General features: G+C 60.6%; 10 protein-coding genes. 2 read left to right on the top strand and 8 right to left on the bottom strand.

The genetic code is table 11. The annotated features are described in order from the left end of the window. The first annotated feature begins 267 nt into the window (after window positions 1–267). Window positions 268–1,248 carry a c-type cytochrome gene (locus DX909_RS16640; RefSeq protein WP_128546325.1) on the top strand — a complete coding sequence of 327 codons (981 nt, stop codon included), beginning with the start codon at window positions 268–270 and terminating at the stop codon, window positions 1,246–1,248. Window positions 1,249–1,302: 54 nt separating this feature from the next. Here DX909_RS16640 and DX909_RS16635 read toward each other — a convergent pair whose 3' ends face one another. The 4 genes from DX909_RS16635 to DX909_RS16620 form a co-directional block, all read right to left on the bottom strand. Beyond that, window positions 1,303–2,379, bottom strand: coding sequence for a serine hydrolase domain-containing protein (locus DX909_RS16635; protein ID WP_128546324.1), 1,077 nt, complete (start codon window positions 2,377–2,379; stop codon window positions 1,303–1,305). A gap of 71 nt (window positions 2,380–2,450) precedes the next feature. Next, window positions 2,451–3,626 carry a serine hydrolase domain-containing protein gene (locus tag DX909_RS16630; protein ID WP_229311074.1) on the bottom strand — a complete coding sequence of 392 codons (1,176 nt, stop codon included), beginning with the start codon at window positions 3,624–3,626 and terminating at the stop codon, window positions 2,451–2,453. 12 nt (window positions 3,627–3,638) lie between these two features. After that, window positions 3,639–4,244 (bottom strand): hypothetical protein, encoded by a 606-nt coding sequence (locus DX909_RS16625; protein WP_128546323.1) that lies wholly within the window; start codon window positions 4,242–4,244, stop codon window positions 3,639–3,641. A 103-nt stretch (window positions 4,245–4,347) separates the two neighbouring features. Continuing rightward, window positions 4,348–5,166 (bottom strand): LytTR family DNA-binding domain-containing protein, encoded by an 819-nt coding sequence (locus DX909_RS16620; RefSeq protein WP_164851313.1) that lies wholly within the window; start codon window positions 5,164–5,166, stop codon window positions 4,348–4,350. 59 nt (window positions 5,167–5,225) lie between these two features. Between DX909_RS16620 and DX909_RS16615 the strand changes: the two genes are divergently transcribed. After that, window positions 5,226–5,762, top strand: coding sequence for a GNAT family N-acetyltransferase (locus DX909_RS16615; RefSeq protein WP_128546321.1), 537 nt, complete (start codon window positions 5,226–5,228; stop codon window positions 5,760–5,762). A 27-nt stretch (window positions 5,763–5,789) separates the two neighbouring features. Here the strand turns inward: DX909_RS16615 and DX909_RS16610 are convergent, their stop codons facing one another. From DX909_RS16610 to DX909_RS16595, 4 genes are all read right to left on the bottom strand, one after another. Further along, a complete protein-coding gene (locus tag DX909_RS16610) occupies window positions 5,790–6,122 on the bottom strand; it encodes a hypothetical protein (RefSeq protein WP_310589856.1) in 333 nt (110 codons plus the stop codon). Window positions 6,123–6,401: 279 nt separating this feature from the next. Beyond that, the gene (locus tag DX909_RS16605) at window positions 6,402–7,916 is read right to left on the bottom strand and encodes a SusD/RagB family nutrient-binding outer membrane lipoprotein (protein ID WP_128546320.1); all 1,515 of its coding nucleotides are present in this window, start codon (window positions 7,914–7,916) and stop codon (window positions 6,402–6,404) included. Window positions 7,917–7,950: 34 nt separating this feature from the next. Further along, window positions 7,951–11,235 carry a SusC/RagA family TonB-linked outer membrane protein gene (locus DX909_RS16600; RefSeq protein WP_229311073.1) on the bottom strand — a complete coding sequence of 1,095 codons (3,285 nt, stop codon included), beginning with the start codon at window positions 11,233–11,235 and terminating at the stop codon, window positions 7,951–7,953. 217 nt (window positions 11,236–11,452) lie between these two features. Beyond that, window positions 11,453–12,739, bottom strand: coding sequence for a ComEC/Rec2 family competence protein (locus DX909_RS16595; RefSeq protein ID WP_128546318.1), 1,287 nt, complete (start codon window positions 12,737–12,739; stop codon window positions 11,453–11,455). Window positions 12,740–12,827 lie beyond the last annotated feature (88 nt).

Below are 12,827 nucleotides of genomic sequence, written 5' to 3'. Positions count from 1 at the left end.
TGCTTAAACGTCATAGATGCCAGTCCATCGAAATGGACCCACCTGCCCTTCCTGTCCCCGCAGGCCGGGCCGAATTCAAAGACCGCCTGGCAACCGGCTTTTTCCATCGTTTCGGGATGCTTTCATGAACGGCTTTTTGCACGTTCCATCGCACACTTGTTCCGTTTCATGGCCTTGTTCATTGGTCTCGGGAGGAGATGACCGCAATTTTACGTCGGTCTTTCAACGAGACACCTGAACAACAAGCCATTTTAAACAGCAAATACGATGAAGAAAGTATTGAAAGTGATCGGCCTGATTCTGGCCTGCATCATTGTCCTGGCGGGTGGTTTCACCGCGTACGTTGCCATAGTCGGTGTCCCTTCCTACGACCCGCCGGTGATTCCTGAAATCTCCGTCGAGAAGACGCCGGAACGGATCGCCCGGGGCGAGGTGATCGCCCAGATCCAGTGCATGGCCTGCCACGCCGATAATGACAACCGCGTCACCGGCAAACACTTAGCCGAAGCCCCGGAGCTTTTCGGAAAGCTTTATTCCAAGAACATCACCCAGGATAAGGAGAAGGGCATCGGTAACTGGACCGACGGCGAAATCATGTACTTCCTGCGGACGGGCGTTCGTCGCGACGGCTCCTACGCCCCGGTGATGCCCCAGTATCCGAACATGGCCGACGAAGACCTGAAGTCGGTGATCGCCTGGCTGCGTTCCGACGCCTTCCCGGTTCAGCCTTCCAAAAAGGAAGCACCTGAAACTGAACTGAGCCTTTTCTCCAAAATCCTGACGCACACGATGATGAAACCGCTGCCGTTCTCCCCCACTCCGGTCGCCCTCCCCGACAGCATCGATCAGGTGGCGCTGGGCCGCTACACCGCCGACGCCATCGGCGACTGCTTCGGCTGCCACTCCGGCGACATGATCGATCAGGACAAGGTCCATCCCGAAAACAGCAAAGGCTATTACGGGGGAGGTATTCAGATGAACGACGACAAGGGACAGCCGGTCTATTCGGCCAACCTGACCTTCGACGAGGAAACCGGGATCGGCAAAAAATACACGAAAGAGCAGTTTATCCGGGCGGTCAAGACCGGCGTGCGTCCGGACGGCTCCATCCTGCGGCAGCCCATGTTCCCCCGGCCGATGCTGTCCGACTATGAGGTGGGTGCGATCTACGAATACCTGAAGACGGTTCCGAAAATCAAACACGATATTGCGCAGAAGAACGCCGAAGTCCAGCTGGCGAAGAAGTAAGTCCGGCCACGGATTTTGCGGAAAAGCCGAAGCCTGTTGCAGGCTTCGGCTTTTTCAATTTCCGGGAGGCCGCCCGAAGACGATGTTCGCCAGCCCCATCACTACCGGAAGGAGAGAATCGTTGTAGTTGCCGAAGTTGTTCAGCAGGATGATCGTCACGTCGTCGGCCGGGAAATGGATGAAGTCGGACATGAAGCCGGGGTAGCCACCGTCGTGCCGGACGTACGGCTTGTCGAGGTAGCGGCCGGTTTTCCAGCCGTAGCCGTATCCCTCCAGCCGGGGTTCGAAAGCTTCTTTCCAGGAAGCTGCCGCCAGGACCCGGTTTCCGGCAATGGCCCGGCTCCAGCGGTAAAGATCACCGGTGGTGCTGTAAATGGCTCCGGCGGCATAGGCGACCGTCGAGTCCAGATACGTGTAGGGCGAAAAGTAGGTCGCCGTCAGGGTGTCGTAGCCCTGAGCCCGCACCGCCGGCGGCAGGTTATTGAAGTCGAAGCCGGAGCGGGTCATGCCCGACGGCCGGAAGATTTTTTCCCGGACGGCCTGCTCGTAAGGCCGGCCCGTCACCTTTTCGGCGACCATGCCGAGCAGAAAATAGCCCGAGTTGTTGTAGCTGAACTGCGTACCCGGCCGGAACGCCCGGGGCGCGTTCCAGAACAGGTCCAGCACGCGCTGCCGCGGCACCGGGTGGCAGACGATGGCCGAATCCTCCTCCCCGATCACGTCGGTGAAGTTGGCCAGCCCCGAACTGTGGGTCAGGAGGTGGTCCAGCCGGATGCTGTCGCCGTTCGGAAAGTCGGGGAAAAACCGGCTCAGCGGGTCTTTCACCGACAGCCGGCCTTCTTCCTGAAGCCGGAGAATCAAAGCCGCCGTGAACGACTTGGTAAACGACAGGATCGGAAAGCGGGTGCTGGTGTCGTTCAGCGCCCGGGTTTTCGCATCCCGGTAACCGTAGGCCCTGTGGAGCAGTACCTCCCCTTTCCGGGCCACCAGCACGGAGCCGTTGAACCGCCAGGCCCGGTTCGCGGAGGCCATGTATTCGGCCAGCTTCCCGGCCAGCCTTCCGGAAGGCTGGCCATTGGTTTGAAATGAAAAGAACAGAACCGTCAGGAGAACGCACGCAATCGCTTTCATGGAAGGGCTTTTTGGCCCAAAACAGGCGGTTTCGGCCCGAACAATCTGCTCAAATCCGGATTTGACCGCTGTTATTTCAGGATGGCTTCATAAAACTGGTCCCGGGCCCTGACCGCTTCCGGGTGCAGCGGACTGTCGGTGACGGTGCCGAGGTTCAGCCCGATGAACACATAGACGTTTTTCCGGGGAAAATAATATAGCTCGCAGCCGGCGCCGATGCCGCCCCCCGAGTGGCCCCAGGCTTCCTCCCCGCCGAGGGTTGTATAGTCGAGGCCCAGGCCGTAGGCGGGTTTGCCCTGCCCGTCCTTCACCCAGGTTTTCATCTGTTCGAGGGTGGCGGCCGAGAGCAGTTTGCCTTCCAGCAGTCCCCGCAGGAAAGTCACGGCGTCGGCCGGGGTCGCGACGATGCCGTCGTCGCCGACCAGCGAAGCGACGTTGTTGCGCTGAAGCCGGGACGCATTTTCGAGGATGCCGTCGCTATAGCGGTCCCAATAGCTGTTGACGAGGTTCGGGTAGTTGAGATAACCCGGCTGGTCGCGGTAGAAGGTCTGTTTCAACCCGAGCGGGGTGAAGATGGTTTCGGTCATATACCGGGCATGGCTGCCGGTGAGGGCGTCGGTCAGCAGGGCCAGCAGGACGTAGTTGGTGTTCCGGTACGAATACCGGCTGCCGGGCTTAAAAGTCAGCGGCTTACCCTCTATGTACTTTAGATAATCTTCAGGCGAAAAGAGATGATCCGGGTGCTGAAGCAGGCGGGTGACGTAGGCCGGGGCGAAATTGTATTCCGGGATGCCGGAGGTATGGTTCAGCAGCATCCGCACCGTGACCTGCCCGGCGTCGGTGACGTAGCGGCTGTAGCGGGCGGGCAGATACCGGGTGATGGGCTCGTCGAGGTTGATTTTCCCCTGCTCGGCCAGTTTCAGGACGGCCACGGCCATGTACAGCTTGGCGATGCTCTGGAGGTACTGGAGGTGACAGGTCTGCAGGACGGTTTTGTCCTCGATTTTGGCGTAGCCGGCGGCCGTCTCCCACCAGCCCTCCGCCGAATACACGGCCATGGCGCAGCCCGGAACGCCCGCCCGGTTGAGTTGTTCCATCGCCTGCCGGACCTGAGCGGCCCGCGAGTAAGCCGGGTTGACCGCGACGGGTGCGGAACCGCAGGAGGTCATGGGCAGGTCCTGCCGATAGACCGAACAACCGCCCGCCAGCAGGAGAAAAACGAAGCCGCCGAAAAGATAGGTTCTCATGGTTTTCATGGTTTATCTGCCATAATTCGGATGGATTCGCGCTCCGGCCTGGATGAGCGTCTGCGGAACGAGCGGAACGCTTTTGTTGTAACCGCTGATGAGCAGCAGCTGGTAGGTGGCGAAGGGCGATACCGCCGTCCGCGAAGCCGGGTTGTCGTAGCCGACGGACAGCCCGACCGGAACGGCCGGCATTCCCTTTCCTTTCCGGCCCACCGAAGCCCAGCCGCCGTTGACGGGCCGGAACGAGTCGACCGGGCGGAAGGCCAGCTGGTAACCGATTCCGGCTTTCACTTCCGTGAAAAAGTGTCCGGTCACCGTCGGCCGCCAAACGGTTTGGGTATAGGCCATCAGCCCGTTCCCGACGGTCTTGTTCCGGTACCAGACCAGGCTCAGCTGCTGCACCCAGTTGTGTTTACCGTTCAGACTGACCTCGGTGCCCAGCCCGAGGCCGATGTTGGCGAAGTTGGCTTTCAGATCCCGGAACGGCATCGACAGCGCGTGAAACTGGGCCGTTATGATGATCGGGAAATTTTGATAACCGCGGGGCCGGTCGGGCTGGCCCCGCAGCGGAAGTGCCGCACCGCACCCCAGCAGGAGAAAACAGATGGTCCTTTTCATGCGTGGATTTTTGACGCAAGGTAAACCGGAGAAAGCACCCGGAACGTCGGAAAAAGGCGGTTTTCTGGCGAAGTGTAGCGATTTTCCTGACGATATGCACGGCTCAGGGCCGGAACCACGCCTTGAACGGAGCGGCCCTGATGCGGCTGACCGGAATCTCGGGCGGAAACATCGGGTTGTCGTTCAGCAGCACGATCAGTTTGCCGTTATCGGCCCGCCGGAACCCGGCGATGATCTGGCGGTGCAGCAGGATCTGCCGGTTGAGCCGGAAGAAAACGGCCGCCGGAAGCTGCTGTTCGACCTTATCGAGCGACTGGTCGAGGTAGTAACGGTGACCGCCGGTCCGGCAGGCGACGGCGTAGTTGCCCTCGACATAAAACCCGAGCAGTTCGTCGAAGCGCAGCCACAATTCCTTTTTTCCGTATTTTACGGGGAAGGCTTCCGGCTTCGGGCGAACTTCCTCCCCGCGCCGGGTTTCAGCCGACTGCAACTCGTAATAATAATGCAGCCCGATGTAAACCCCGTTGATGACGTAGAACCAGATGCTGATGATGAACAGGTCGCGGGTGTAGAAGTGCAGGGGAGCCGGTCGGCCGCGGGCGATCCAGCTGACCAGTTCGGTCAGCGCGCTGATGATCAGCAGCCCAAGGGCGGTGGTGGTGATGAGCTGGATAACAATGCGCCGAAACGCGTTTTCCCGGTAAGGCAGTCGCCGGTCGAGGTACAGGATGAGCCGGCGAACGGCCAGCCACGCCAGATAGCCCTGGACGGTGTCGATGGTAAACGTCAGCAGCAGGAAGCCGTTGAACCGGATGTTGGAGTAGGTAAGGTAATAATTGAAGCCGCTGATCAGGGGAATCAGCACCAGAAACAACGGCACATCCGGATCATAGGGGCTTCGGAACCAACCTGGCTTCTGCATGGAACGACCTCGAAATCCAGCGAAGATAATCAACCCAACCACTTGTTCCATTTTTCGAGATGACGATCCGCTTCGCCACCCCGTCCGACGCCCCGGCCCTGCTGGCCGTCTATGCCCCCTACATCACCGATTCGGTCATTTCCTTTGAATATGAGGTGCCGTCCGTCGAGGAGTTTGCCGGGCGCGTCGAGGCCGTTTACCGGCAGCTTCCCTACCTGCTCGCCGAGCGCGACGGGCAGGTGCTGGGCTTTGCCTATGCTTCCCGGCACGCCGAGCGCATGGCCTACCAGTGGTCGGTGAACACCTCGGTCTACCTGCACGCCGACGCCCACCGCCAGGGCATCGCCCGGAGCCTTTACACGCGCCTGTTCGACTGTCTGATCCGGCAGGGCTACTGCAACGCTTTTGCCGGTATCACACTGCCCAACGAAAAAAGCGAAGGCTTCCACCGGGCCATGGGCTTCGGATTGATCGGCACCTATTCCAATACCGGTTATAAATTCGGGCAATGGCACAGCGTCGCCTGGTACCAGCGCATCCTTCAACCCTACCCCGACCACCCGCAACCGCCGATTCCCATCACCGGGCTGGCCTGAGCCGCCGGTCGGGATTTGAAATCCTGATCAGCCTTTGTCAGCCTCCGCGCCGGCACCCGGATCGGTTCCCCGCCCACGGAGCAGGCCGGCTTTTTCCTTTTCGGCCTGAAGCAGGCGCTCGTATAATTCGACGATTTTATCGACCGGATTAAAGGTCCAGTGCCAGTAGTTATTCTTAATGCTGTCGGTCGGCTGATGAACCTGATTGGACCCCGAGTTGTGGGACCCTTCGTAATTGTGCTGGATGTTGAACATGGCGGTTTCCTCATCGAAGTTCCGGATGGCCTCGGCCGGCACTTTCAGCACGCGGGCGAGCTGGTCCAGCAACTCCGGCTCGATGTCCTCCTTCTGCTCCAGCACCGAAATTTTCCGCTGGTTTCAGTCGTCGCCCAGCTCGGAGGCTTTAGCCTCCTGTTTGATGCCGAGCATCTCCCGGAAGCGTTTTACGTTTCTGCCCTGATGAATCGTTTTCGGCATGGTCGGGTCGTTTGTATGTCCACAAAGGTAAAAAAGATGTTCAGCAAACACCAGCATTAAAATACCCGGCCACCGGTATTTTACAAACCCCGTCATCCGGCCCGGACAGCAAAAAAGCCCCGACTGCGAGCGGTCGGGGCTTTTTCCAATGCGTCTGGAGGCTTATTTATCCCACCAGACCGGGGTGTTCAGGTCGTCGGCGCCCTGGCGGGTGACGGCTTCGGCGCGGTTGGGGCCGTTGAGCGACTGCTCCGACTGGGGATACGGATACCGCACCGGCACCTTGTTGCTGTTCAGGTTGTCGGGGCCGGGCGTGACGGCCGGGATGCCCGTCCGGCGCCAGTCGAACCAGGCCTCCAGCCCGTTGAACATCAGGGCCACCCACTTCTGAAGACCGATTTTCTCCAGTTTCTGCTGCGTCGTGCCGGTGTAGGCGACGCCCGGCTGGGTGAAATAGCCGGGCGGGGGCGTCACGCTGAGGTTGTATTCGGCCGGAACGATGCTTTTGTAGTAGTCGATGTTGGCCTGAATCCCGTTCAGGTAATAGGTTTCGGCGCTGCCGGTGGTAATCAATCCCTTTTCGCGGGCTTCGGCCAGCAGGAACTGTACTTCCGGGTAGGTCATGATCAGACCCCGGGCTACGTTGGGCACCGGCGCCGGGCTGCTGCACACCAGACAGGCGAACGGCAGACCCACCCGCGACACGCCCTGCGGCCCCCCGTTGTAGTTCAGGGCCGGCGTATCGCCCAGACCGTTGGGAACGCCTACATACTCGACCTTGCCCGGCGCGGAAGGCCGCTCGACCGGCCGGGCAAACACCGGAAGACGGGGATCGTTAAGCGCCAGCAGCCGGTCGACCAGCGACTTGCTGGCCCGGAACTCGTCGAATGAACCCACCCGCGAGCCGTATAGCGGCCACTGGTTGGGCGCCGTCGGCAGGTAAGCCAGGGCGGCATTGTCGGCGTTCGATTCCATGATCGGGAATTTCGCCTTGTCGGCCACGATGGCCTGGAGGTCGGCTCCGACGCTGCGTTTGTTGGAGATGCGCATCAGGGCGCGGAGCCGCAGCGAGTTGGCCAGCTTCTTCCATTTCGGAAGACTGGCGGCCCCGCCCCCGAACAGAATGTCGCCCGACAGTACTTCGCTGCTCGTTCCCAGCAGGTCGTTGGCTTTGGCCAGGTCGCTCAGGATCCCGTTGTAAACGGCCTCCTGCGTATCGTACTTCGGCGCATAGACTCCGTCTGATTTCGCCTTGAGAGCGTCGGTGTACGGGATGTCGCCGTAGGCGTCGGTTGCGATCGAGAACAGCCAGGATTTCAGGATTAGCGCTACGCCGAGGTAGTTGTTCTGCCGGCTCGCGGTAGCCAGATCGATGATGTTCTGGACGTTGCGCATATTGCCGTACACGCTGTTCCAGACGCCGTTGCGCTCGCCCCAGAGGTAGCGGTCTTCGTTCACGAACTGGATTTTGGCGGTATGCTGCACGACGATGTTGCCGATGCCCCAGGCTTCGTTGACCTGGTCGTTGACGGTATTGCGGATCACCCCGGCCAGCAGCAGGTCCGGTGAGACCTGCGTCGGGACGTTGGGGTTGTTGTTGACCTCCTCAAACTCGTTGTCGCAGGACGTTACCAGAACCAGGGCCAGCAGGGAGATGAAATATTTTATGGATTTCATGGTGGTTTGAATCGATTACCGGGGTAGTCTTTACTTACAATTTCAGCCCGAGGTTGAAACCGAAGCTCCGGGTCGTCGGGATAGCCATGTACTCGATACCGGGCAGGGCCGTTCCGCCGGAGTAGGACATGGTTTCGGGATCGACGTGCGGCACCTTCGACCAGACGGCCAGATTCCGGCCGACGAGCGTCAGCGTCACCCCGCGCAGCGGCACGCGGCCCCAGAAACGATCCGGGATGCTGAAGCCGATCTGCACCTCGCGCAGCTTGGCAAACGAGGCATCGTACATGACGCCCTCCGCGATGTTGCGGCCCGCGGTCCAGGCCGTGTGCCACTGCCGGGAGTTGACCTCCACGTCGTTGGGCGCAAACGTAGTGCTGCCGTCGGCGTTGCTGCTCACCACCTTCACGCCCTGGCCGACGACGCCGTTGCCCGGCAGGTTCAGGTCGTAGCCGTTGGCCCGGCCTTCCAGCGTTTCGACAATAATCCCGCCTTCGCGGCCGACGGTCTGGGTTTCGGAATACAGCCTGCCGCCCTGACGGATGTCGAACAGGAAACTCAGCCGGAGGTTCTTATAGCTCAGGCTGTTGTTGATACCGAGCAGAAAATCGGGGTTGTAGTTGCCCAGCTTGATGCGGTCGGTGGTCGCGACGGGCCGGCCGTTGCTGAACACCATCTGGCCCACATACTGGCCGGTGGGGTCGTAGTACGGCTTTTTCGGGTCGGTGTTCTGCACCCGGACGAAGCCGATGCCGTACATATCGCCCATGCGCTCGCCGACGCGGGCCTCGATGCTGACCCGGCGGCTCGCCATGACGAAGTTCCTGATGTTGTCCGACAGCCGGATGACCTTGCTGCGGTTGGCCGAGAAGTTGAAGTCCACACTCCACCGCAGGCCGTTGGGCTGCTCGACCGGCACGATGTTCAGAGCGGCTTCGACCCCGTTGTTGCGGATCAGACCGGCGTTGATGGCCCGGCTGTTGTAGCCGCTCGTGATCGACAGCGGAATGTTCAGGATCTGGTTGCGGGTGTCGGTCCGGTAATAGGAAACGTCCAGCCCGATCCGGCGCCGGAACAGCTTCAGTTCGATACCGCCTTCAAACGAGCTGCTGATCTCCGGCTTGAGGTTGAAGTTGGCCAGACGGTCGGTTTCGCCGTAGACCTGGCTGTTGCCGAAGGGGTCGCTCGGGTTGTAGGCCTGCGTGAACGTAAACGGATCGGTATCGTTCCCGACGGACGCGTAATTGACGCGGGCCTTCAGGAAAGAAATTGCCTGCGGCAGCGTCACCATCTCGCTGATCACCCCGCTGAGGGCCACCGACGGATAGAAGTACGAGTTGTCCTGCGTGCCCAGCGCCCGGGCGTATTCGGGCAGCGTCAGGGCGCTCGACCAGTCGTTGCGGGCCGTCACTTCCAGGAAGAGGTAGTTGCGGAAATCGATCTGCACCGACCCGTAGAGCGAGTTGACGCGCTTGGTGACGAGGCTTTGCGCCGTTTGCAGCGGAATGCGCGAGTTGGTCAGGTTGTAGATACCGGGAATGTTCAGCTGGCCGGCGTTATTCTCCAGAAAATCGGATTTTTGCCGAAGCTGGTTGCCGCCGAACGTTCCGGCGATGGTCCAGTCCTGATTGATCTGTTTGTTGGCCGTAAACAGGAAGTCGGTATTGCGTTCCTCGGTCACGATGCGGTTTTCGCGGTACTGGCCGAACGGAAACCGCTGCGTGCTGAAGGCCCGGCGGTATTCGCGCTTCTCGTTGCTGTAATCGATGGCCGTCCGGGCCTGAAGGCTCAGCCAGGGCGTCAGGTCATATTTCAGCGAAGCGTTGCCGAGGATGCGGTCGTAGAGCTGGCCGTTGGTGTTTTCGTAGACCGTCAGGTACGGGTTGTCGTGGTAGTTGTAGTTCCAGCTGAACTGCTGGCGGCCTTCCATGCCGCGCATCCAGTACTCCCGCATCGGCTCCAGCTGCACCGATGGCGGCAGCCAGCAGTTGAAAAGGTACATGATGCTCTCGGTCCCGTAGCTGATGGACGGGCGGTTACCGCTCTCGCCCTTGAGGTAGCTGACGAAGGCGTTGGCCGAAAACTTCTTCGTAAAGTTGTAACCCCCGCTCAGCGAGGTGGTATACCGCTTCAGGTCGGTGTTGGGCACGATGCCTTTCTGGTCGAGCAGGGTGTGGGCCAGGCGGAAATTGCCGGCTTCGTTGCTGCCCGTGACGGCGATGCTCGTGGTGCTGGTCCGGCCGGTTTGCAGAAACTTGCGCAGGTTGTCGGTTTCGGGCGCCCAGGGCGTCGGGGTGATGACGCTGCCCGCCGGTGCGTTGAGGTCGCCCCCGCGGAACGGAATCGGCTGGCCGTTGAGGGTCCGGGGCGAGTCGTACTGAGGATAGCTTTTGTTGAGCGAAAAGGCCGGTCCCCAGGCTTCGTCGGTGCCGTCGGTCTGGCCCGCTCCCGCGCCGTTCGCAAAGGCGAAGTCTCCGCCGTTGCCGTTGCCCTGTCCATAAACGTTCTGATATTCAGGCAGCACGAGCGGAGTTTCGAGGGTCTGGTTGGTGTTGAATTCCACCCCGATGCCCTTCGTTCCTTTGCCGGATTTGGTCTTGATGACGATCACGCCGTTGGCCGCGCGCGAGCCGTAGAGCGCCGAGGCTGCCGCCCCTTTCAGCACGTTGATCGATTCGATGTCGTCGGGGTTGATAAAGCCGGCGCCGTTGCCGAAGTCCACTTCGAGGTTGTTCCGGCCCGACCCGCCCGTGAAGCCGTTGGAGATGGGCACCCCGTCGACGACGTAGAGCGGCTGGTTCTTGTTCAGGTCGACCGAGCGTTCGCCCCGGATCGTGACCCGCGAGGAGCCGCCGATGCCGGAGGGGCTGCCGACCACCGTCACCCCGGCTACCTTGCCGGCGAGCTGGTTGGTCACGTTCGTTTCGCGGGCGATGGTCAGCGCCGTTCCCTGGAGTTCCTGGGTGGCATAGCCGAGGGCTTTCTTTTCCCGCTGGATCCCGAGGGCGGTCACGACCACCTCGCCGAGCGTCTGGGTGTCGGAGCGGAGCGTCACGTCGAGGGTGGTGCGATTGCCGACGGCCACTTCCTGCGTGCCGAAGCCGATGAAGGAGAAGATCAGCGTGGCGTTCGGTTGCGCATTGATCGAGTACGTACCGTCGGAGCGCGTCGTCGTGCCGGAGGTCGTGCCTTTCACGATGATGGAAACGCCCGGCATGGGCTGGCTGTCGTCGCCGGACAGGACGCGCCCCGTGATGGTTGGTTCGGACTGCGCCGAGGCCGACAGGACCAGACCCATCCAGAAAAAGAGGATGGTCAACCCCCGGATCGCAGAACTTCGTGCTTTAGAAAGAGAAGATAAACATGTTTGCATAGATGTGAACAGGATGGGTACCGTCACAAATGTATCTTCCCAGTATTAGCTTAACTTTTCCTGCGCATGAAGCTATCGTAAACTTACCCGACGACCTGATAACACTCCGTACACATTCATAGTCAACTACTTATCTTTAAGTTTGATCGACTAAGCCGACGGGTTATTTCGACTGATACGGCCCGAACTCCTTCAGCACCTCCCGCCCGCGGCTCCGGTGGTTCAGCACGAAGATGCGGTATTGCCTCCCGCCCGGTTCGACCCGAACGACGACGTGCCCTTCCGTGGATTTATAGGTATTCTCCAGCGCCGGCCCGATCACGGTCTTGTTCGCTTCGAGCATGGCCGTTGCAAACAGGTCACGTTCCCCGGGATAGACCCAGCGGGAAGTCATCCGCCGGAACGCGTCGTGGCCGGGGTGGTCCGACGACCAGACTTCCTGAATGATGACGCGCGGTTTGAGCGCCCGCAGGTAGTCGACGTTCATGGCGTCGGTGTTGGCGTGGTGGTTGGTGGTGATGACGTCCATTTCCCCGAGGTAGGGCGCCACTTTACTTTCGACGTTGTACCAGTCGGGCAGGCCCAGTTCGGCCATGCCGCTGATGTCGGTATTGGTATAAAAATCGAAGGGGCCGTAGCTGAGCCGGAAGCCGCAGCTGACCTGGTTTTCGCCGGGTCGCGGCACGTTGGGGGCCGCATCCCGAAAATCCGGAAAAATGTGTTTCACCTCCTGCCCGGTCCAGACGTCGCCGTTGCTGTAGGTGTTGGTAATGGAGAAGGCCGGATACCGCTGCGGGTTGCGCACCATGGCGATCTGGCGGTTGCTTCCGACTTTGAAAACCTCATACCGCATCCGGCTTCGCTTCTGCTGGACCTCCAGAAACTTCCAGTAGTTGTCGAGCGTCGCCATCACTTCCCGGCCGTCTTTGCTCTCCTGAAACCGCTTCCGGACCGCTTCCGACCTGAAATCATACGGATAGGTCGCTCCCCGGTCCATCAGGTGGCGGATAGGCAGCTCGGACCCCAGGCCCGTAATGCCGGTTTTGTAATACCGCCCGGCCGTATCGTAGGGCGCCCCGGCATACAGGTGTCCGTAGTGGTCGTCGTGGTAATGGGTGATCAGCACATGGTCCAGTTCGGGCGGCCGGCCGGCGGGCATATACTGCCGGATGTAGTCGGCGATCCATTCGTAGGGCCGCTTCGTGTAGTCGGGAACGAGGGGCGTCTGCCGGGCCGATAGGGTACGGGGGTCGGTGGGGTCCTGCTCGCCGGGGTCGACGAGGAAAGTGGTGCCGTCGGGCAGAATGAAAAACGAGCAGTTGCCCCGACCGGTATGGATAAAGTGGATTTCGACGCTCCCCTCCTGCCAGGGGTTCAGCGGCCGGCCGATGGTCTGGGCGAAGGCGAGCCGGGAAATCAGCGTCAGCGCAGCGAGGAGCAGAATCCGCATAGGGGAATGGTTTCAGGCGGTGAAAGTCGTAATAATCCTGAAAATCAAGAGGCTGTTTACAAAAATTTAATCCTGGCCCTATCAGCCC

Origin of the sequence: Larkinella soli (assembly GCF_003703975.1) — a bacterium.
Lineage (GTDB): Bacteria > Bacteroidota > Bacteroidia > Cytophagales > Spirosomataceae > Larkinella > Larkinella soli.
Note: the sequence above shows the minus strand (reverse complement) of the source record. Positions and strands in the feature narration are given on the sequence as shown.

Bases quoted from the DNA above. Each gene is read 5' to 3' on its own strand.
- DX909_RS16625 (WP_128546323.1), bottom strand. From the start codon at position 4,244: ATGAAAAGGACCATCTGTTTTCTCCTGCTGGGGTGCGGTGCGGCACTT.
- DX909_RS16620 (WP_164851313.1), bottom strand. From the start codon at position 5,166: ATGCAGAAGCCAGGTTGGTTCCGAAGCCCCTATGATCCGGATGTGCCG.
- DX909_RS16635 (WP_128546324.1), bottom strand. From the start codon at position 2,379: ATGAAAGCGATTGCGTGCGTTCTCCTGACGGTTCTGTTCTTTTCATTT.
- DX909_RS16640 (WP_128546325.1), top strand. From the start codon at position 268: ATGAAGAAAGTATTGAAAGTGATCGGCCTGATTCTGGCCTGCATCATT.
- DX909_RS16630 (WP_229311074.1), bottom strand. From the start codon at position 3,626: ATGAGAACCTATCTTTTCGGCGGCTTCGTTTTTCTCCTGCTGGCGGGC.
- DX909_RS16615 (WP_128546321.1), top strand. From the start codon at position 5,226: ATGACGATCCGCTTCGCCACCCCGTCCGACGCCCCGGCCCTGCTGGCC.
- DX909_RS16605 (WP_128546320.1), bottom strand. From the start codon at position 7,916: ATGAAATCCATAAAATATTTCATCTCCCTGCTGGCCCTGGTTCTGGTA.
- DX909_RS16595 (WP_128546318.1), bottom strand. From the start codon at position 12,739: ATGCGGATTCTGCTCCTCGCTGCGCTGACGCTGATTTCCCGGCTCGCC.